This is a genomic window from Acinetobacter sp. GN11, assembly GCF_054823985.1.
Genome location: NZ_JRVL01000164.1, coordinates 3,800 through 23,659, shown reverse-complemented (window position 1 = coordinate 23,659; position 19,860 = coordinate 3,800). Strand labels below are relative to the sequence as shown.

20 protein-coding genes and 1 pseudogene are annotated in these 19,860 nt (G+C 39.2%); all 21 read right to left on the bottom strand.

The window, feature by feature from the left end; all coding sequences use genetic code 11:
* Positions 1 to 80: 80 nt before the first annotated feature.
* The gene (locus NL42_RS14240) at positions 81 to 2,393 is read right to left on the bottom strand and encodes a GDSL-type esterase/lipase family protein (RefSeq protein WP_461313230.1); all 2,313 of its coding nucleotides are present in this window, start codon (positions 2,391 to 2,393) and stop codon (positions 81 to 83) included.
* A 51-nt stretch (positions 2,394 to 2,444) separates the two neighbouring features.
* On the bottom strand, positions 2,445 to 5,282 hold the full coding sequence (locus NL42_RS14235; protein ID WP_461313229.1) for a host specificity factor TipJ family phage tail protein: 2,838 nt from the start codon (positions 5,280 to 5,282) through the stop codon (positions 2,445 to 2,447).
* A gap of 347 nt (positions 5,283 to 5,629) precedes the next feature.
* A complete protein-coding gene (locus NL42_RS14230; RefSeq protein ID WP_461313228.1) occupies positions 5,630 to 6,139 on the bottom strand; it encodes a hypothetical protein in 510 nt (169 codons plus the stop codon).
* Complete coding sequence (locus NL42_RS14225) at positions 6,132 to 6,593, bottom strand: hypothetical protein (protein WP_461313231.1); 462 nt, start codon at positions 6,591 to 6,593, stop codon at positions 6,132 to 6,134. Before NL42_RS14225 ends, NL42_RS14230 begins: the two co-directional genes overlap by 8 nt.
* A 14-nt stretch (positions 6,594 to 6,607) precedes the next feature.
* Positions 6,608 to 10,126, bottom strand: coding sequence for a tape measure protein (locus NL42_RS14220; protein ID WP_461313227.1), 3,519 nt, complete (start codon positions 10,124 to 10,126; stop codon positions 6,608 to 6,610).
* Between the two features lie 56 nt (positions 10,127 to 10,182).
* Positions 10,183 to 10,686 carry a DUF4468 domain-containing protein gene (locus tag NL42_RS14215; RefSeq protein WP_461313226.1) on the bottom strand — a complete coding sequence of 168 codons (504 nt, stop codon included), beginning with the start codon at positions 10,684 to 10,686 and terminating at the stop codon, positions 10,183 to 10,185.
* 303 nt (positions 10,687 to 10,989) lie between these two features.
* On the bottom strand, positions 10,990 to 11,517 hold the full coding sequence (locus tag NL42_RS14210) for a phage tail assembly chaperone family protein, TAC (protein ID WP_461313225.1): 528 nt from the start codon (positions 11,515 to 11,517) through the stop codon (positions 10,990 to 10,992).
* On the bottom strand, positions 11,514 to 11,993 hold the full coding sequence (locus NL42_RS14205) for a phage tail tube protein (RefSeq protein ID WP_461313224.1): 480 nt from the start codon (positions 11,991 to 11,993) through the stop codon (positions 11,514 to 11,516). Before NL42_RS14205 ends, NL42_RS14210 begins: the two co-directional genes overlap by 4 nt.
* A gap of 63 nt (positions 11,994 to 12,056) precedes the next feature.
* Positions 12,057 to 12,422 (bottom strand): DUF3168 domain-containing protein, encoded by a 366-nt coding sequence (locus NL42_RS14200; protein WP_461313223.1) that lies wholly within the window; start codon positions 12,420 to 12,422, stop codon positions 12,057 to 12,059.
* Positions 12,419 to 12,877 carry an HK97-gp10 family putative phage morphogenesis protein gene (locus NL42_RS14195; protein ID WP_461313222.1) on the bottom strand — a complete coding sequence of 153 codons (459 nt, stop codon included), beginning with the start codon at positions 12,875 to 12,877 and terminating at the stop codon, positions 12,419 to 12,421. The genes NL42_RS14200 and NL42_RS14195 overlap by 4 nt, the downstream gene beginning before the upstream one ends.
* Positions 12,878 to 13,234, bottom strand: coding sequence for a phage head closure protein (locus tag NL42_RS14190; protein ID WP_461313221.1), 357 nt, complete (start codon positions 13,232 to 13,234; stop codon positions 12,878 to 12,880).
* A 2-nt stretch (positions 13,235 to 13,236) separates the two neighbouring features.
* Positions 13,237 to 13,464 (bottom strand): hypothetical protein, encoded by a 228-nt coding sequence (locus NL42_RS14185; RefSeq protein ID WP_461313220.1) that lies wholly within the window; start codon positions 13,462 to 13,464, stop codon positions 13,237 to 13,239.
* Positions 13,465 to 13,488: 24 nt separating this feature from the next.
* On the bottom strand, positions 13,489 to 13,632 hold the full coding sequence (locus NL42_RS14180; protein ID WP_461313219.1) for a hypothetical protein: 144 nt from the start codon (positions 13,630 to 13,632) through the stop codon (positions 13,489 to 13,491).
* 2 nt (positions 13,633 to 13,634) lie between these two features.
* Entirely contained in the window at positions 13,635 to 13,928 is a 294-nt protein-coding gene (locus NL42_RS14175) for a head-tail connector protein (RefSeq protein ID WP_461313218.1), read from the bottom strand.
* Positions 13,928 to 15,355, bottom strand: coding sequence for a phage portal protein (locus tag NL42_RS14170; RefSeq protein WP_461313217.1), 1,428 nt, complete (start codon positions 15,353 to 15,355; stop codon positions 13,928 to 13,930). Before NL42_RS14170 ends, NL42_RS14175 begins: the two co-directional genes overlap by 1 nt.
* 10 nt (positions 15,356 to 15,365) lie before the next feature.
* Positions 15,366 to 15,533: a hypothetical protein gene (locus NL42_RS14165; protein ID WP_461313216.1), complete on the bottom strand. Its 168-nt coding sequence runs from the start codon at positions 15,531 to 15,533 to the stop codon at positions 15,366 to 15,368.
* Positions 15,534 to 15,622: 89 nt separating this feature from the next.
* On the bottom strand, positions 15,623 to 16,942 hold the full coding sequence (locus NL42_RS14160; protein WP_461313215.1) for a phage major capsid protein: 1,320 nt from the start codon (positions 16,940 to 16,942) through the stop codon (positions 15,623 to 15,625).
* Positions 16,939 to 17,529, bottom strand: a complete 591-nt coding sequence (locus NL42_RS14155; protein WP_461313214.1) for an HK97 family phage prohead protease — start codon at positions 17,527 to 17,529, stop codon at positions 16,939 to 16,941. Before NL42_RS14155 ends, NL42_RS14160 begins: the two co-directional genes overlap by 4 nt.
* Positions 17,530 to 17,587: 58 nt before the next feature.
* Positions 17,588 to 19,276 carry a terminase large subunit gene (locus tag NL42_RS14150; protein ID WP_461313213.1) on the bottom strand — a complete coding sequence of 563 codons (1,689 nt, stop codon included), beginning with the start codon at positions 19,274 to 19,276 and terminating at the stop codon, positions 17,588 to 17,590.
* 36 nt (positions 19,277 to 19,312) lie between these two features.
* Positions 19,313 to 19,528 (bottom strand): hypothetical protein, encoded by a 216-nt coding sequence (locus NL42_RS14145; RefSeq protein ID WP_461313212.1) that lies wholly within the window; start codon positions 19,526 to 19,528, stop codon positions 19,313 to 19,315.
* A gap of 25 nt (positions 19,529 to 19,553) precedes the next feature.
* A pseudogene (locus NL42_RS14140) lies at positions 19,554 to 19,860 on the bottom strand (hypothetical protein); the annotation flags it as partial.

Below are 19,860 nucleotides of genomic sequence, written 5' to 3'. Positions count from 1 at the left end.
AACACTACTTGCTGCATGATCTGCCATTTTCATTTCTCCAGAATATAGGCAATAAAAAGCCCCATTTAAGGGGCTATCTTTTAATATGTCATTCGTTGAATAATTTGGCTTGAATAGAAGTTATTCATTACCTGTTGACCAGCCAAATTTGGATGAAGGCCATCTTTTAAGAAACGCCCAGCATCTGGATCAGTAGGGTTTTGTTTCCAAACTTCAAAGTCTTTGATAATTTCAAAACCATACAAACCATCAATAATTGTAAACCCGTAACGTCTAGCTAATTTAACCATCACGTTATTCGAAATTTCTTGATAAACAGGATCGGTATCAGCGCGTTGAGTCTGTGTAGCATAAAAACAAACTGCATTCGGGAATGCTTCTCTGATCTTATGTAAACACCATCGCATAGATTCGGCTGTGAGTTTTGGATTTAAATCGGCAATAGGCTTCCCCATAGCGACTTCGTATGATCCAAGAGTACTGACAGGTACTGGCATTGCCATATTGGCTCTATCCCAATTCATGTCATTTGTACCAGCATCTAAAAGAATAAAATCTGGATTTCCCAAAATATCTATCATTGTCTGAACTTGATGTCTCATCTTTTGCCACTGTAACTGCGCGTCAGTTGTTTCAGCAAATGAAGCACCACTTCTTGCAAGATTTTTAAACCCTGACAACTTCAGCGTATCTTTCATGAATTTTGGATAATTGCTAACAAACGAAGTACTTGTGTAATCACCAGCCTCAACATTTGATGTCACCACGCGAGAATCACCAGCAAAATATCCAATTGCACCAATGGCCCGCGATATCATCCCACTGGATGAGCCACCACTAATTCTTGATACAATTTGAAGCCCATTAATTGAGCTAATTCCACGCACGAAAGGAACATAAGAAGTTGCTTTTATACCACTTTCAACTTGCACAATATTTAGATCAGGCGTTGATGTTGAACGTTGCTTAATACTAAATTGAAATGAAATTGCATTAGCTGGTACTGCAAAAGTTGCATGTGTTTCTGTCTTGTCAATCCACAAGACTGTCCTAATACCAGCAGAGTCTTTAAAAACACAGTAACGTACAATTTCTGGGTTCTGTACTAAACCTGAAATTGTAATATTGCTCATGCCACTCACATCAATAACAGCCGAAGTAATACTCTGTACTTGAGCCAAAATACTACCGTCGTTATAGACTTCGAAACCGTTCAAAACCGCTGACTTATCAAATAAATTTTTTGATGAACTTGTACTATTAAATTGCACAGGAGTATCAGCAAGAGCAACTTGATTTAAATGCGTAATAGCACCAGCAGCAAAAGCCACATAAGCCGTTTTAGCCGTACCAAATTCAATTTGTGCAGTTGAAATATCTAATGGATTAGAGTTGCCTTGTTTTAAGCTAAGCTGAAAAGAATATGCATTCTTAGGTACAGTAATTAAACCTTCAACAATTCCATTATTAAGATAACCACCACTTACAAAGATGCCGTTTTGATCTAAGAAACGATAATAACGTGGACCAGTATTAGCCTGTAAACCAGAGACATACAAATATTCTTTGTTATAACAATAGATAAGCCCTGAAATTGCACCTGTAGCACTGGCTAAAATAGTTCCATCTGGACGCACTTCAAAGTTTTGAATAACTTGCGCGGGATCTAGTAAATTTGCTGTAGATGATGTTTTTAACGGCTTTAAATAGCTATTAAAATCAGCCTTGATAAGACTTACCATTTCATCAAAAGAATAAAAATACAGCCAATCCTGCCAAACTAGAAGATCATTACGCAACCGCATTGCAAATGACTTAGTGTTATTCCCCATGATTGCAATTTGAGTAATAATGTTTGCAGTAGTTGGCAGTACAAGAATATGAGCATATTGTGCTGTTCTATTAGGTCTATTTGTACTGTTATCCCAAGCTGCACCGCTTAAAAATGTATGCCATCCTAATGCAACCAATGTATTACAATCTACAGCTGAAGCATATGTTTTAGGTTTAAACATTGCATTAGCATTTGCAAAGTCTTTAGCAGCATTCAGCCAGTTTTTACCTGTAGGCTTCCAAGCTGGAGAAGGTGTTGCAGAAGGATCCCAAAAATACTCATCACCAGTATCCTGTACACGTGCCAACTGATAATTAAATGTAGGCGTTCGTGTATTTAATTCAGTTAATGAAGCAGCTGAAACATACCCACCCATATTTTCAATTTTTTGAATTGCAGCAGCAAAACCCTCTTGACCCAAGCGCGAAACCATAGGCAATGATTTAAAAGGAATGCCATATCGCGGAGTTACAACTTTATCCTCGTTACCACCCTCGCCAATATGCTCAAGGTCAATTTTTACATTCGCAATATCAACTGGATCAAGCATTTCATCCATTTTTTTCTCCAAAAAAAATCCCCGCACATGCGGGGATTCTTAAAAATTTTCTCAGACTAGATTGTTCTTTATGTCATTATCATTTTGATAATAACGCGGGTCGAAATTGATTGATGTTAGACCATTCTGAAAAGTGCCCTTAACATCTTTTTTAGTCACCAAGAAAAGTTGATCACTTTGGCGATCATCAGCAGTAATTGAATAAACGGTCTTGACCTCTCCTTTAGTGACCAGAGCCTCATTTGGTGGACGTGAAAGCACAAACTGAAAACTATTCTCACCTTGTACGATTGGTATGACATCAATCATTTTATTCTTGAGCTGCAAATGAATAATAAATTCATGATCGGCATTTAAAATACATGGTTGGGACCCTGTAATTGTTAAACCATTCCAATCTAAGATTTCACCAGATAACACCATTTGATCAGGATCACCCAAAAATATAGGCGTTAGACGAGTATCATCAACACATGCAATGACATCCCCTTGATTGACTAGCTCAGCTTCCGCATACGCTTCAAACTGACAAGAAACACGTTTGTACCGCAATTTATTCCATGCTCTCCAGGCAACAATATGCGCTTGCTGTTTGTAGACAATCCCATACCCCGTTATTTTGCGCGGGTTATTAATCTGCTCGTCTGGAATCTTTAAAGTCTTTTCAATCCAACCGTCTTCACTATCAACATAAGTGAGTTCCACACCATCGTAATAGTTTTCAACCTTAAAACTATTTGTCCGTGTCTCAGATTGCGGCTTTTTATTTCGGTGGTTAAATAAAATGCTTGGGACATTATCTGAACGTTCAAAATCATAATAAAGCGTGAGTGAACTTCTTCGGTCATGGCAGCATGTTACTGCTGCAATCATTCCCATAATTTCTTCAAATGATTGGTTAGCATCATCAAGCGTATAGTTAAATTCTGCCATCTTGGATGAACCAAAATATTCAGTAATTTCATCTACTACCCGATACAAAGCTTCCACATCAACTTCAGAAATAACCCGACGACCAATTTTGTCTCGTAAAGCAAGCTCAATAGTCAGGTCTGCAATATTACGCGAAGGTACACGGGTATCAGATCGAATACCCGTTCTATAGCTATAAACTAAGCTTTCAGCGATACAATTTAATTCACGACTATCTAATGCTGTGGCTGTACGTGTTGCCTGCGTTCTACTTCGCAGCAAAGTCCGATTGTCATAGACCAGTTTTTGCAAATAATGATATGCATAGGCGCTTACAAACTTTGTCTCATCAGACAAATCTGCCGAGTCACCATTATCATTTGTTCTACGTGCACGAAAGCGTACAGCTCCAGAGAATGGAAGTTCAATCCACATCGAACCGCCAACACTATCTCTATTATTTGGCTTACCAGTTAAAGAAATCGTCTTTGTGAAAATTGTGCCAGTAGGCACACCTGCCACCACGCTTTGATACTCAACACTTAAATCTACAGTCTTGGCATCAGAACCTTGATAAATGCCGTTCAGTGCTTGAAAGTTCAGCAATAAACCCGTGGCATCTTTTGAATCAATGGTGAACCACCCAATGTAGTTCTCATTACTACCACGAAGCTTAATTGTACCTAGACCAGTTTTCTGATCAGTAATATCTGCCAATTTATACCAATCAGGATTTACAGTACTTGGCGTTGCTAAAGCTATCTCTTTATTTTCAACATCAATACCAGCAACCAGATAACTGCCATCAAGAAAAATATTCGCACTATTTGCAGTCAAACTAGCAGAGATATTTTCTGTTGAAGTCTCGGTCAGGCTTGAAAAGTTGATATTGGTATTTGTCGGATTAGTTAAAGTAATCGTATAAATACCCCCGCTATATACAATGCTGGTCACATCATATAAACCTGCAAGGTCCAATTGTCCGCTTATTGGATCGGTCACTAGTAGCGAAGTCACGTTAATCTTTCTGTAAGTGTCATACCCTGTCACAGTCTGATCTGACGCAATAGACAACGTTTTGTTTACTGGATCAACATTGGTAACACCCGTGATATTTAAATCAGCAAGCCCAAAATTTGCTCCAGAAATAATCAAAGAATCATTGACCACAAACTTTGTAAAATTACCAGCAGTATCTGAACTGGTGGTTTTAATCAGATTTGGAAATTGAAAATAAATATCAGGTGCTTCAATACGAGTGCTGTTTGGTGGTAAAGCAGTTTGACCATTCACCGATGAAGTCTTTTTGGCAATCATTGGAGGTTGATCAAATGTATCTCCCCACTTGTAAATATTTGCTGTACCCGTTAAAGATTGTCCAATTCCATAGACAGTTACACTCGTTCCAGAAATTTCCTGAATTGGAGTATCACCCTCTTTAAAATCTGAAACCTGAACAAGGTTTTCACAAATACACATCAAGGTTTCTTCAACCTCAACATCATCCTTAAAATATCGAACGACTGGAGCAAATAAATCTGGAATTGATTTTACGCGGCCCAGAATAAACGGAACACGTTGTTTTAAACGTTGCCGATTTTCACGATCAGATAAATTGTTATTACTTGAACCTGTGTTTGTGCCGGCATTATTAAGAGGTGCTTTAGGGACTTTCACAATAGCTGAAATACCAGCACCAATTACTTTTCCGACAACCCAGTTAACCGCTGAAATTAAATCACCAGAATATAGAACAATCGTACAGTCATCGTTTGACTCCATTAACCGTGCAATCGCCTGTTTATCACTAGATCCCGCAGGTGTTATATTATTTTCAGGGCATGGGTTGCCTTTAAAAATACGAGCTTGTGGATGCTTATTTTTGTACTGAATGAAAGTGTATAAAATACTATCCGTTTCTACATAATATTCTTCGGATCCATCAAGTGCATTATTGATGATACAAATTCGGCTCATAATAACGAATCCTTTTAAATATCTTTCCAGCTTGATGCAGGGTGATCCGCTGCACACTTTGTTCGGTTAAATGAAAAACCTTATGGCGAAAAAAAAGCCCGACATGCGAGCTTCCGTTTATGTGCGTCATTAAGACAATGCAGCCTTCAATAGGCCTCTTAATTAGCTTGTTCCTGTGAACAGTTTCACGGGACGTTTTTAAAGTTTCATCAATTGAACCAGTTAAACCGATAAAACATTGCGAGTAATCAAGTTGATAAATATGCTTTGCAGCTGCTATCACGAAATGTACGCAATGAAATTTAATGGGATCATATCTAAGATGAAATAACGGTCTAATATCCATTTTAGTAAAACCCTTTTAAACTAGGATCAGTACTAGCCACATAAAGCTCACCAGTACCCGAATCATTTAAATTAGGTGCATTGGCTTCAAAAGTAGACCCCTTGTAACTTCGAGAGACATTTTCAATAAGCAAACCCTTATCTACAAAACACGGCTCGGTGTATACACCAGTGAGATAAGCTCTATAATTCAATACGGGCAAAATTGGCACATCATCAAGGTAAACCTGATCAATTAAATCAGGGATTTGCTGCCCTAAATCCGCAACTGAAACTCTCATAGACTGATCAAGATTATCTTGCTCATTTCCTCGCTCAACCGTTATTACAGTTGGTTTATATTCAAATGACTGTCCATCCTCATGAGTCAATATCAAAGGCTCACTTGAGTTAACAACATAACGCAGAGCCTCAGACCAATTTGGGTGAGTAACTTCAATTGACTCAACCAGACCAACCGATCCACTTGATTGATCAAAGATAGAAAGCATAATTGGGGTGATCTTAGCCATTGTTGACTCCAGTTGCTGCGGGGAACCACTCGTTCGGGATTTTTTCAACGTCTGGAGTTAAACCACCTTGGCGATAATTAACAATATTCCTATCATCAATTTCACTTCGGTATACTGGTTTAACTAGGACTTCAAACGTTATCTTTATGACCGTCTTATTTCGGTAAGATTCATTAGGCAGTGAAGATGAAATAAAACGACATTCACACTCTTCAGAAATCCCATTATCCAATGATAATTTCCAAAGCCAATTCTCAGGTTTACGCTGTTTAAGCCGCCAAAAAGCCCAAAAATATTGACGCTTGCCTTTTTTATCTAAAAGCACTGTGACTTTTACACGATGGTAAGCACCAATAAAAAAGGGGACCTGTCTCGGTGGTCCCCCTTCACTTTCCTGCTCTCTTAAATTATTTCCAGCAGTAAAGCTATAGCCCTCTTTGAGAGGACAAAGCATGAATCTATCCACCTCTAACCTCCCCGATTACGACCAACACTAAAGTTATCCATGACAGCCCTAGATTCATCACTGTTTGCACGATTCAAGTTTTCCCATGACCTCGCTATACGCTCATCAACAACATCAATCGTTACCCCTCCATTTGAATCTTGGCGGGCAGTAACTACTGCACTGGTATTGTTGTTAATCGTAATATTAAGCTGTGAATCAAAACGTTTTTCGGCCATGACACGGGTAAAATCTTGGTTCTGCCTTGGGCTTAATACACGCTCACCCTTGTTTAATAACCAAGTCCCTTCTTGAGGCACATAGTCAATACCGTCATGGGCCATACCCGTTAAGTTGGTTGACTTAATTTGTGAAACTTGAGCCAATTGAACAGCAACCGCAGCTCCAGCCATCACAGGAGCCAAATAAGGCCCAACGTATGGAATAGCAGCTACAGATGCATAAACATCTGAAAAAGTCTTTGGTGCGTTAATGATTGCCTGAGCAATAGCAAAAGCTTTAGACATAGCAAACATTGCTTTATAGCCTGCGGATTGTTCACCAAGCAAAGAACCCATTAAGTCGGTCATGCCCGACAAAGTATCAGATGCCGCCTTAGTGCCAAGTGAAGCCTTATCAAGTTCATACTGCTGGTCAATCATGAACATACGTTCATTATGGGCCTGCCATATCGCTTCTCTTTCAGCAGCAGAATCAGCTAATGCCATTTGAGCATCAAATAATGCTTGAGATTCGTCATAGCGACCAAAACGATCTTGCTCTAGTTGATCGGTATTGCTTGTGCCGTTAATGTCAGAAAAAGTTCCACCCCAAGCTGCTGTTGCAGACTGAAGGTTTTTATTTTTCTCAAAATCTTCTGAAGCTTTAGAAATAGCAATAAGCTTTTCACGCTCCGACTGAGAAATCTTAGAATTTTCCTCAATTTTCTTACGATCAAATGCATACTTAATCTGCATATTCTCTAAATCAGAACGCAGAATACTAGCTGCATCACTAATGCGTTGTTCACGTTCTAATGCTGCCCAAGAATTGGCTTTATCAAATTGCTCCTTAAGAGACTTTAATTTAACCTCTTTCAAATCCTTATCTAGTTCACGGCCTTCTGAATATCGAAACACCTCAGTTTCATATTCATATTTCCGTTTTTGATCTTCAGACCAAATATGATCATTAATTTCAGAAGTTAAATTTCGTAAATATAGCTCTTCCTCAAACTTATACTGCTGTTCAGCCATCGATAGATAGGTTGAAGTTTGAGAACCAAAACCAGCTTCATTTATTGCCTTAACCTTTTCGGTGTAATCAGCATGCATTTGAGTCAGAATAGAGTAAAATCCATACTCTATTTGTTCACGCTGCTTTGCTTGCTCTTTAGTTTTCCGGACTAAATCATCAGCAGCTTGCTTTCTATCAGATTCCCGCTTTCTTGCTGCATCTTGAGCTTTTTTTTCTGCTTCTCGTTCTGCTTCTTCACGAGCTTTGTATTGCTCCTGAATTCTAAGCGTATTTAGAGCACTCTCCTTATCTTCTTTCGATAGAATTGCACTTGTACCCTTCGCCATCTGCGCATCATAAATAGCTTGAGCTTGTGCAGTGTTGTAGCCTTCATCAAGCAACCCAGATTTATAAATGCTCTCAAAAACAGTTTCTTTCTGTTTATTACGATAGTTTAAAAGTGCCTCCGAAGCCTTATCAGCAGCATTAGCTGTATTATTAATTGCATCGGCTTGGCTCTGGTGTTTAGCTACAGCATTTTGAGCCTCATTTCCTGCCAAGACCGTTTCTTTATTAAACACTTTTAAAGCATCAGCAGATTTGTTTGCCTTAATATAATTTTCATCATATTTAGCAACTTGATCTTTCAGGGCATTATATAAATCAGGTGAAATACCAAGACCATTTAAACGCTTAACAGCCTCTGTATAACTTATCGTCCCCAAACGTGCTTCATTGGAAATCTTCGCAACTTCAGCATTACCTACAGCGTAATTTTGAATATTGATTAATGCAGAACCGACCGCTAATTCTGATTTACGTAATTCCTTATTTTGTGCTTCAAATGCTTCCGTTAAATCGTTTATTGCAGATTTTCGATCTACACCTTCCAGCTTTGAAAGTTCGGAAGCCGCCCTGTCTGCAACAGAAGCTTGTTCAGCTAGCTTTTTATTTGCTTTATCAGCATTATCATGCATTAAAAGATAACTAGCAGCTACACCCGCAACGGTTAAACCTAAACCCACAGGTCCACCTAAAATACTGAGCAAACCTCCGCTAATTCCAGTCGAAACCGTACCAATTGCATTTGCTCTAGCTCGTGCAGCAGCCAAAGCATTTTCAGCAGCAGTAAGCTCTGCTGTAACCTGACTTTCAATAGTCCGCAATTGGACCATTCTTAATCCAGAAGCAATTCGGCCTTGAGATGAAATTTGGGCTTTCATTCTTTCGACTTCTAAAGCCTTTTCAACGGCAAGAGCTGCTAAAGTTGCCTGAGTATTAGCAAGTACAGTTTGAGTATTAATTACCCCTTGGGCTGCGGCAGCTCTCTCAGCTTGCATAGTCGCATATTGAACAGCCGCCTGTTCAATTAACTGCTTTGTCTTGCTATATCCTGCTGCGACACTCGATAATATGGTTGGAATATATGACCCTGCATAAAATGCAGTTCCTACCATGGCAGCATTTGTGAATGTATCTAAGTTTGCAGCTAAACCCTGAATTGAACCAGAAATTAATTGAGCAGCACCAGAGCCTCTTCCAGCCTCACCAATAAATTGAGTTAATGCATTATTTAATTGAGTAAATGACATTCCAATAGTGAAGTCTGTTTTACCAAATAATGTATCAACTGAAGCTTTAGCTTTATCCAAAGATTCAATGACAACATCGGCTGTTAGTTGGCCTTCATTTGCCATATTGCGAAGTTCGCCAATATTTACATTTAAACCTGTAGCAATAGCTTTTAACAGACCCGGAGCCTGCTCAGAGATTGAGTTAAACTCTTCACCACGCAGTACACCTGAAGCTAATGCTTGACCAAACTGGACCAATGCAGCCTCGGCACTTGCAGCACTCCCCCCAGAAATAGCAATAGCTTTTGCAACAGTATCTGTTAATGAGGCTGTATCTTGAAGAGTAATACCTAAACGACTCGCATTTTCAGCAAATCGCTGATAAACCTGAGCTGTTGAATCCCAAGATTGGCCCGATGCCTGCGCAATAACAAGCGTATCTTGCATTGCTTGATTTAAGTCGGTCTGATTAGTTGTAACCAACTTAAGTCTGTTTTGTAAGCCTGTATAGCTGTCCATTTTTGATATGACAGCACCGACGCTTACAATACCAGCTAAAGAACCGACAATTGTGCTTTGTAGCTCCTTAATGCTTTTTCCAACAAGGCTATAATCATCTGCCATGCCTTTTGTGCTTGTATGCGTCTGACGCTCGGCACGTGACAAACCTTGGATATAAGACCCCGTGTTTGCCAATAAGTTTAAGGTCAAAGTACCAAGATTAGTTGCCATAACTTTTCTCCAGACATAAAAAAACCCCGAAAATCGGGGCTTTTAAAACTATATAATTACCAATCAGTATTCTGAGTTTCTGTAAGAATATCTTTTTTATAATTAGTGATAATTTCTTTCAAACCAGATTGAATTACTTCATTATCCTTTTCAGAAACTGTTTTAAACTCTTGACCAGCAGCTACAAACTTAGTTGTACCTTTGGTATTAATCTTTACACTCATATCACTAAAAGTAAGTCTGGACTTATTATCTTTAGTATCAACTTTTAATGTGAATAACAGCAAACTATCTTTTTTAGCCATACAATCCCAAGTACCTTTACAAGGTGATGGCATATTTCCTTTACCGATAATTGTACCAGTAGCTAAATCTTCATATTGCACAACGGCATTTGAAGATTTAAAGTTTTTTGCAATCCATATTTTTGATGAATTGAAAATCTGATCTTTATTCATATTGGGAAGTTCAACAACTTCGACCACTTCATTTATGGTTTTTTGTTCTGCATAAACAGATGCACTTAAAATACTCAGAGTTAAAAAAATTATTTTCTTCATAATAAAATCCCCACCATTTGTTATTAATGGTGGGGATAATACTATTCGTTTTATTTTTACACAAATTTAAAAAACATTAACTCTCTTGTCTTTGTCGTCGCTTCATTGCCTCTTCCTCAAAGGTAGTTACTACCTCATCTTCATGGGGCATAAAAACATTCGGATCAACGCGATCTTCTGGTTTTACTTTACCATTGTGATAGAAGGCCATTAAATTACCTATGGCTTGCTCAATTCGACGACCAACAAAAAGCGAGCCTCTTTTTATATAAAAAGCTCGCCAGATATTAACTTCCCAATTACTTAAGTTTCGCTTACAGTCTTCGATTCGATTTCCACCGATTCCGTTGATTGCAAGTTCGCACCAGAACTCGAGTTCGTCAAATTCTTGTTCCGTGACTTTCCCGAGAAATTATTAATTGAATCTGCAACTCCATACAACGCCTCGACAAAAACAGGATCAGAATCATAAACATCATTTACCGACTCAAAGAATGCCTTACCCTTTTCATCCTCACAGACCGAACCAAGCAACCGAGCCGCACGCAACAAACGGGTATCAACTGAAGCTAATGTCATATCCTCAACATTTGCTAAATCGATATTCCACTTGTAGGCCTTAGATACCTCTTCTATGTCTTTATAACTCAGGCGCTTGATGAAAGTTTGAGCCTCCAAGTCAACAACATCACCAATTTGAAGCTCTTTATTTCCTGTTTTTTCCTGAAGAAAATCAAAGTTTTCTTCATCAACTTCTACAGTCCACTTTACAGTTCTTTTAACTGGTGCAGCTACTTTAGTAACCTTTTTTAAGGATTTTAGATTCATCATGGTTGTGCCTTCCATTCATCAAAAATTTGAGATTGGCGACGAAGTGGTAAAGTGTGATTAATTAAAGCTTTTGCTTCAAGTACAGGCTTCCCTTTACGCAAAATAACGGAAGCCGAGGACCAAGAACGTGTGTCAGGTAAGTCGATTACATTTTGCGTTAATGTTGGTACACCCGTCCCATCTGAATAACCAGCATAAAGAACGAACTCTTCAAGATTATTCGCAAATTCCAACATAAGGAGGTGCGTTTGGTTAGTTGAATCTGTATCAATGGCAATTGAACCATCCCCAGGCTTTCCAAGAATGAATTGTGATCTATCTACGTCTGGGTCATCCATACAGCCACTATCATATTCATCATAGTTTTCATCTCCCCAGTCGAATGCTCTAATACAAAGCAATTTGGTCAATGTCGGTACTGTGCCATGAAGTGCCCAGAACTCTGTACCTTTACCAACAATACCTTTTTTAGCCATGAGATTTGCTCCTTATAGGCAATAAAAAAGCACCCAAAAGGTGCTAATGTTTAAATAATTAAATTAGGTTTCATAAATCCAGCTGGCATCAAATCCACGGAAATATTGTTTAGTTTTATGATCCACTCCACTAATCCGTGGATTCATGATGAAGCAGTAAAGCTCTAATGCTTTACGTACTGCTGTTCGTACCTGTGACGCCCGATCTGCTTTAGTGTCATATACCTTTAATTGATACATAACGTCATCATTATCTGCGGGCATGTTATCGACATAGTTTAGGGAATTACCCCCCAACTCTTGCCAAACCACATAAGGAACCTCTGCCCCTTCAGGTGCTACATCTTCATATACTCTTAACTCAGCACCCAAATGTGCAACAACAGCAGGCGATTCTTTTAAAGTTCTATAAATTGGCAGGTAACTCATAATGTCGCCAACTCCTTATCCAATTCATCACTAAATACTTCAGCGAAGGTTTCAATCACATCATCAATTTTGTTGAAAAATGCTATGCGCATAAAAGGAATTGCAGGAATATAAGCCGTCCCTAACTCAATAAAACGCCAGTGGCGTGTATCACCACCACTAGTAGGTTTAGGAGCTAGCTTTGTAAAAGCTGCACCACCATCCACACCAACACGCATTTTGATTAAATCTTTATTACCAACCTTTCCTGCTGCAACTTTGATATTTTTGGCAATAATGGCGCTAGTTTCAGGATCATCAATTTGAAGAGCATTCAGCCTTGCAGCATCCCGTACTTTGTTCATACCTTTTCTAGCTGCTTTCCTTGTAATTCGTCTTGTTACTTTAGGATCAGCCAACCTTCTCAATTTCCGTGACACATCTTCTTCACCACTCCAGATTGCAAAGGAGTCCAATTAATCCTCCTTGAACTTTTCCACCCCACTTGAAAGCAAAAAAGTACTGTAAATATTCCCTGTTTCGGGATCGTCTAAAGGAGGGCCATCAATCGCATATTTTGCACCACGAAAAATGACGCGCATGGAACTATCAATATCTGTTCTATGTCGTATTTTTAAGCGTGCAATTACTTGTGATTGATTCCCTTGAGCTGCAATTAAGTCACGTGCAGATAAAGGGGTAAATTTGGCCCATAAATGTAAAAAATCCTGCCAATTAGCAGGATCTGGATAACCATCATCATTTCTCTTCGAGCCTTCATCACGTTGTATTGTGACTCGATGGCAAAGCTCACCAGCACTAACACCCGACATAATTATTCACTCAAATATTCAGGATTATCGTCATCATCTTCATCATCGTTTTGCAACATTGAGATTAACTCACTGTTCTGGCCCATGATCTGCGCCATTACTTCGTTCTGAGCCTTGGTTCCCTGAATTAATTCCCGAACCACTAGAATCAATTCGCTGGCCAGCGAGCCATTGCAGCAACAATTTCCGCTTTCGTTCTGCTCGCTGGAGGTTTTGTTTAATCCACTCACGTCTCGCCTCACATCCTGAACATGTCATTTTGTCCAAGCCTCATAAGCCAATTGAATTGCCAAAATCTTAAAAACCCCATTTTCACGAATGAAGAGACGATCTCCATGCATAAAAATGAGGTTTTTAAAATGTGGCGTTTGTTTAACCCACTCAATAAATTCATCCATATCTATACCGCTAACGGTTTGTGAAATGGACTCAGTAATGCCAAGACAGGTTGAGGAAGGTAATAACCGTTTGTTGGCATTTCACCCTCAAGATTTCGATATTTATCGTAATATCCACATAAAAGCAGTACGGCTAATTTAAATTGTTTGGGATAATTACCAACTTCAAACTCATCAGTTACATAATCCAAAACTGCTTGCTCTGCTGCCTCTCTAAAAGCATCAAGCTCCAAATCATTATCATCAGAGTCATATCGCAAGTGAGCTTTAACCGTCGCTAAATCTGTAATAGCCATTACTTCGTCCCCTTTGCACAAAGTTTAAAACTTGAATGATCAAACTCGCCCAAGTGATCTTTTTCGCAATGCCATAAGCTGCCTTTGTGAGTGACAAACTGCCCTTCCATGTACTGCTCAGAATCAGAAAATACCCCACGATAAAAAGACTCAAAAGATTTTTGAGCATCAGATGTTTTTGAATTTTCGGCTTTTGCAAATGGATCTTCTTTAGCATCTCGCTTTGAAAGTGCTTCAAGGGAGTAGTTTTGCTGCTGCATATAAATCGTATCGCCACCAGCAACAGGAAGCATCCCGATTTTTGCCCGTCCTTCATTAGGTTTTAAAATACATCCTTTGACATCTTCTCGAATCATGTTATGGAATCTTTCAGGGTCCATACGAATTAAAGTGTCGAGATCAAGGAAGCTTTCTAATTTGAACTCTTCAAGGTTTAAACCATCATCTATTAAGTTTTCACGAGACTCAATAAACGCTTGCAAACAATCAGAATAGTAGATCCCATTTGCCTTCTCAGGGTCATCTGGAAGAGTTCCAATTCCAATTTTAAAAGGTGGCACATTAAAAACACTACAAACCACACGGCCAGACATTTCTAGAAGCTCTAACATTTGAGAATCAGCCGCACTCATACCCAGAACTGTATATGTCATACCGTCACCAATCACAGCAGTCTTACCATAATTAGCCCCAGAATAACTTTGATTCCACCGCGCCTGTATCTCCTCTGCCTTTTCCTTTCCAATAGGGCCTGGTGCAACTAGAATCCCCCCTGGTCGGCTTCCATTTCCAAAGAAATTAGCAGCATTATTGAGAATTTTTACACCCATTTTAGCGACTACACCACACGCCATAATTGGTGATAACCCCACCAAGGGGTGATAAAAAGTATTAATACGGTCGTGAATAATTTCTGAAGCAGGCAGGATTTCAGATTCTGCCTGAGTCAAACAGTCCTTACTTAACTGGTAAAATACATTCCCGTTTTTATCTATGAGTGGCGTCACCAGATCAGGGTTGAGAACAACCATCCGATAAACCTCACCAAATGCATCCCGCAACTTCCAAACATAGGTGTTACCACGTAACAATAGACTTGAGGTCCATTGTTCTTGAAATTGCTGCCATGTCTGATAATTATTAGGTTTTTTTAATACCCGTAGTTTAAAAGGAATATCCGAACGTACTAAAACCCCATCAACTTTGGTTTTCAGCACTATAGGAAGTTTGCCAATGTCTTTTGAAATTAGGCTTACACAAGAAAAAACAGCATCCGATGCTGTTAGTTCAGTACGAGTTAATTCATCATTTTTCTGCCATGCGCCAGAATATGGCTCCTGCACAACCAAGCTGTTCCAAACATTTTGCCCAGAAGTATGGACACTTTGGAGGCTTTTTTTACCTTTAAACCAGTCTCTAATGCCCATATCTACCGCCTTATTCGATTGGTTTATCTTCTTTTTTAGGTTTAGCTTGTACCTTTTTTAGCTCTTCAAAAGGCTTTGCTACACCAAGTTTGATCAAGACATTTGCCGCTAATTCTGCGACATCCTTAACGTCACCAACATTTGCGTCATGCATCTGTTTTAAATACTCAATTTTCATATGACTGTTCCTATAGCTAAACAATTGTGATGTTTAGGTATAAAAACAGCCCAATTAAGGGCTGTCTTCTATTTGCATAATTAAAACAATTAGGTGTATTGAATGAAGCTTGCAGCAATTGGTCGGCGTTTAGCCCAAGAAACAAAGCGTTCAGCACGAATTGCAAATTTGTTTTCTTGCCATAAGTTATGAACAGTTGTCCCATCGACTAAAGTTGCTTGGTCAGAGTACGCAATTTCAACTTGACCACCATCTGCCATCAGAATTTCAGATGTTTTAACAAGAATAATTACATCGCCCACAGTTTCAGATTCAATTACCGGAATACCGTTAAGAGTTTTTTGATTAAGCCCAGCTTCCATACCTTTAAAATAGGTATTGCCTAAAGCGTCACGCATATCAGCAAGCTCAGAAGCCTTAACTTCACTCATAAGGTAATAAGCACCACCAAGAGAAAGGTTGTTAGACAAGAACTGAGCACGTAAAGCGCGCAAGTCATTAGCAACTGCTTCAGGTGTATTACCTGTTGAAGTAATTGGCGTAACACCATTCAAAATACCAGCTGGCTTTTTGGTGGTTCCTGCACTAGCACTAAGGAATTCAGCATCAGTAAATTGAGCAGATGATTCAACCAAGTCATCACGGATCAATACATCAACTGCTGGGTCGCTACCCTCTAAAAGCTCAAGGGTGTAAACCACAATTGCAGCAACTTTATGTTTTCCAACTTTCACATCTGCATATGTTGGATTTGTTAATGGCTTGGCCTCACCCTCACCAACCCAAGCTGTCATCGATCCAGTTGCTTGAGCTGGGATTTCGATGTTAAACGGCACTTTTCGAAATTGAAGCTTATCAAGTACTGTATTTGCACGCAGCAATTGAATGTATTCACCAACTAGACGGTTAGTTTGAACCAATGGCGAAGCAAAACCTGCATCAGTTGTGGTTCCTAAAGTTGCTTTTTCAATTAGGGCAATTACCTCTGGCGGCTCACCTAAACTTTTAGCAACATCAACTGCTGATTTATAATTGCCTTTTTTAGCTTCAATTGAGGCAATCATTCGGCACTTTACGAATTTTGCAAAGCCAACACCTTTTTCAAGATTGGATTCCACCTCAATTCGTGGAGCAGGATTTCCGCCACCAGCAGTTTCGACAGCTTCTTCAGGAGTTCCACCCGCTACAGGTGTACCATTTTCCCCAGCTTCTTCGGCTTGTTTGATCATGTCTTTTACACGATCAATATTTTTTTGAATTGTGGCAATTTCTGCATCAATAGCAGTAATTTGACCCTCTTCTTCTTCATTGGGTGTGCGCTGATCATCCAACGCTTTAGTTACAACACCTTGCTTTTCAGCTTGCTTTTTTGCTAATGCATCAAGCAATTGTTTTAAATATTTATTCATAGAGATACTCCACCCTTTGTTGGGCTACCAAGTTTTACGGTTATGTGTTTTTGCTCAGATGAAACGCCACCTGAAACGTCTTGAGGTAAATTGCCCAACGCGGCCTTATGTTCCTCAAATGATTTTGAATACTCTGCTATTGCATCTTTGTTGCATGGGATGGTTACTAGGCTTGTCTCGTACCATTGCCATTTATTGAACTTGAACCCACCACCTTCGAGTTGCTCAACATCATTCCAGTCAGCTAAAAATCCAATTGAAAGGCCCTTAATAAGGTTGTATTTGAAACTTTGATAAGCCTCTTCAACCCGTTCTTTTAAACGGCCTTCCTCTTTAATTTCTGGAAAGGTGAATTCAATTTCGATCTGGTTTTTGCCAATTTCGGCATAACTGATAATTCCAACAGGAGCAGTTGCCTCATGATGAAAAAGGAATGGCATTGGCAAATCATAAGAGGCACCTTCTGGCACCATGATATCTTTAGCTCGGTCTGGGTCAGACGTGGTTGCTACACCACGAAATGTTCGCTTTTCTTCATTGATGCTCTTAATTTCAAAAGAGCTAAATGATTTCTGTAGAGCAGGCATTGAACTCTCCCTAAAAATGAAAAAGCCCGCATATAGCGGGCTTAAAGTTAAAAAATATTTAGAAAAAATAGACGTTGTATTCTTTGTTTGGTAACTCAGGATTCATTGACATCAATGCCACTGCATTGAATGTTGCAATTAATGGGTCAATTTTACCCTTACCAGATTCTTGCTTGCGGATCGTCAAAGCATTACCTTGATAAACCCCTTTTGCATTACCAACACACCAATTCATCATGCGTTGACCTGCATGTTTAAACTTACCTTCGGCAACTTTTCGTTCTGTCGTTTGCACATAACCTGACAATTGATAACCTTGTGGTACACCAATTAATAACTCAAAAGGAATTTGCTCTAATAGACCATCTTGCAATGAAGGCATACCCAGCTTATCCAAACCGATTGCAGATTTTTCAGGGAATTTTCCAGCCTCATAAATACGCTTACATATTTGAGCTGCTTGGCTAACATCATCACCAACATTTTTAACGATTACCAAATCGCCATCCTTTTCAAAATCCCCATATGCTGGCGCATTTTCTTTCCGCCGATCTAAAGCAATAGGATGGACCCAAGCACGGTTCCAGCAGTACCACAATGAACGATCATTTTTATCTCTACCAATGATCGACATGCCAAACATGTCATCAAGTCCGCCGCCATCAAAACCAACCGTACATAGCTCGCTCAAATCAAGAATAGATTCTAAGAAAAGCTTATCCTTATAAGCTGAAAGCAACCAGAAATCAGCTCCCGCCCAACTGTCAGCACGCTTATTCATGCCAATTTCGACATTCAAATATTTAGCTAAAAATAATTGAATTGAATCTGCACCACCTTCTTTTGCCTGCTCATACTTATTCAATAAATAACGAATATGGGTAGAGCGTCCAAGATTTGGATTTGTCACATAAAAATAATCAGGGTCTAAATATTTTTCCTCATCTAGCAATTTTTGAGGGAACTCATACAAAACAGGTAAGAATGATGGGTTTTCAATTTCGCCATCTCGCACTTTACGGGCATAATCTAATTTCTTTTTAAATATCCCCGCTGGTGGCTTGTCAGACTGAGTTGACAGCCAAATCAAAAAGCCATCTGGGAAAGAAGCCATCCCACCTGTGGCCTCTTCTAGCATTGACTCTGCATTTGCACGCTCACCAAATACCCAAAGCTCATCCACTAAAATAAAGGCACCTTTTGCCCCAGCACTTGAACCAGTTTCAGCGGCTACCACGGTTAAAACAGCTTTTGTCGCAAGATGTGTAATCGTTCTAGTATGCGGTGAAACATCGAAGAGAGTTTTTAATTCTGGATCATTCAGAATCATATTCTTCATGGGTGTAAAAGAGTTATCTGCTACCTTTTTGGTAGGTGCAAGGATGATAAATTCTGCTGCTTCACGGCTATTTAAAATAATAGCCGTAAGCATTATCCCCGCAGCCATGGTTGATTTCGTGTTTTTCTTACTAATGAGCAAGAAAAATTCATTAATTAACCGTTGATTACTTTGATAATCATATGCGCCAAAGATAGTTCCAACGAAATCAAAAACCCATTGAGCCGTAATTTCGCCAATTGTTGGCTTACCCGCTACATCGACAACGATTAATTCTTTAAAAACACGTAAAGCCATTTCGGCTTCATCTGGAAATAACGGCTTACAGGCAATTAAAGATTCTTTGGCTAAAATCTTCTTTTCCCAATCTGGGCAAGCTGTACTCCAGATAGGGGACATTGAAGACATAACATTACCTATAAAAAAGCCGCCAATTGGCGGCCTCTAGAGTGGTTTTAAATCTATATTTACTCTTGCTTGATACGTGTAATTGGTAGCATCTTCATCAAGACAATACTCAACTTGAACAACCTCATATCGCTCATCTTTAAATACGCATCGACTACCTATTTCAGGTACTTGAGTTAAAATCCTTTTTGCAAATCCGTTAGTTTGACCAACTAAATAAAAATTTATTGAAAACTTATCAGGATGTAACATTTTTGCCTCTCTGAAATTTTAAAACTTAACTCACTCTTTGCTGTTGTTTACGTTGTTCATCTGCTGTTGCAAACTTACTTTTTTTGGCAGCATCATTAGCGTCATCTTGACGGCCTTCTTTAATTCCCTTTTCACCAACACGACCGAACTCGTAAGGCAATGCAGCCTTTGCAGCATCAATTCTGGTCCGTTGGTCAATACGTGGATTTTTGTAAATTGTTTTCAGAAATTCCAAAGAATTTGATACCTTATCCATCGCTATGAACTCGGCCTGAATAGCTGCTTCACCTAAAGGCGTACCATCCAGCCCCCCGCCCCCCTGAGAATTCAAG

What these genes read in the sequence shown, in the direction of transcription:
- NL42_RS14240 (WP_461313230.1), bottom strand. Translation starts at nt 2,393, where the DNA reads ATGGATGAAATGCTTGATCCAGTTGATATTGCGAATGTAAAAATTGAC.
- NL42_RS14235 (WP_461313229.1), bottom strand. Translation starts at nt 5,282, where the DNA reads ATGAGCCGAATTTGTATCATCAATAATGCACTTGATGGATCCGAAGAA.
- NL42_RS14230 (WP_461313228.1), bottom strand. Translation starts at nt 6,139, where the DNA reads ATGGCTAAGATCACCCCAATTATGCTTTCTATCTTTGATCAATCAAGT.
- NL42_RS14225 (WP_461313231.1), bottom strand. Translation starts at nt 6,593, where the DNA reads ATGCTTTGTCCTCTCAAAGAGGGCTATAGCTTTACTGCTGGAAATAAT.
- NL42_RS14220 (WP_461313227.1), bottom strand. Translation starts at nt 10,126, where the DNA reads ATGGCAACTAATCTTGGTACTTTGACCTTAAACTTATTGGCAAACACG.
- NL42_RS14215 (WP_461313226.1), bottom strand. Translation starts at nt 10,686, where the DNA reads ATGAAGAAAATAATTTTTTTAACTCTGAGTATTTTAAGTGCATCTGTT.
- NL42_RS14210 (WP_461313225.1), bottom strand. Translation starts at nt 11,517, where the DNA reads ATGATGAATCTAAAATCCTTAAAAAAGGTTACTAAAGTAGCTGCACCA.
- NL42_RS14205 (WP_461313224.1), bottom strand. Translation starts at nt 11,993, where the DNA reads ATGGCTAAAAAAGGTATTGTTGGTAAAGGTACAGAGTTCTGGGCACTT.
- NL42_RS14200 (WP_461313223.1), bottom strand. Translation starts at nt 12,422, where the DNA reads ATGAGTTACCTGCCAATTTATAGAACTTTAAAAGAATCGCCTGCTGTT.
- NL42_RS14190 (WP_461313221.1), bottom strand. Translation starts at nt 13,234, where the DNA reads ATGTCGGGTGTTAGTGCTGGTGAGCTTTGCCATCGAGTCACAATACAA.
- NL42_RS14180 (WP_461313219.1), bottom strand. Translation starts at nt 13,632, where the DNA reads ATGGATGAATTTATTGAGTGGGTTAAACAAACGCCACATTTTAAAAAC.
- NL42_RS14175 (WP_461313218.1), bottom strand. Translation starts at nt 13,928, where the DNA reads ATGGCTATTACAGATTTAGCGACGGTTAAAGCTCACTTGCGATATGAC.
- NL42_RS14170 (WP_461313217.1), bottom strand. Translation starts at nt 15,355, where the DNA reads ATGGGCATTAGAGACTGGTTTAAAGGTAAAAAAAGCCTCCAAAGTGTC.
- NL42_RS14165 (WP_461313216.1), bottom strand. Translation starts at nt 15,533, where the DNA reads ATGAAAATTGAGTATTTAAAACAGATGCATGACGCAAATGTTGGTGAC.
- NL42_RS14160 (WP_461313215.1), bottom strand. Translation starts at nt 16,942, where the DNA reads ATGAATAAATATTTAAAACAATTGCTTGATGCATTAGCAAAAAAGCAA.
- NL42_RS14155 (WP_461313214.1), bottom strand. Translation starts at nt 17,529, where the DNA reads ATGCCTGCTCTACAGAAATCATTTAGCTCTTTTGAAATTAAGAGCATC.
- NL42_RS14150 (WP_461313213.1), bottom strand. Translation starts at nt 19,276, where the DNA reads ATGTCTTCAATGTCCCCTATCTGGAGTACAGCTTGCCCAGATTGGGAA.
- NL42_RS14145 (WP_461313212.1), bottom strand. Translation starts at nt 19,528, where the DNA reads ATGTTACATCCTGATAAGTTTTCAATAAATTTTTATTTAGTTGGTCAA.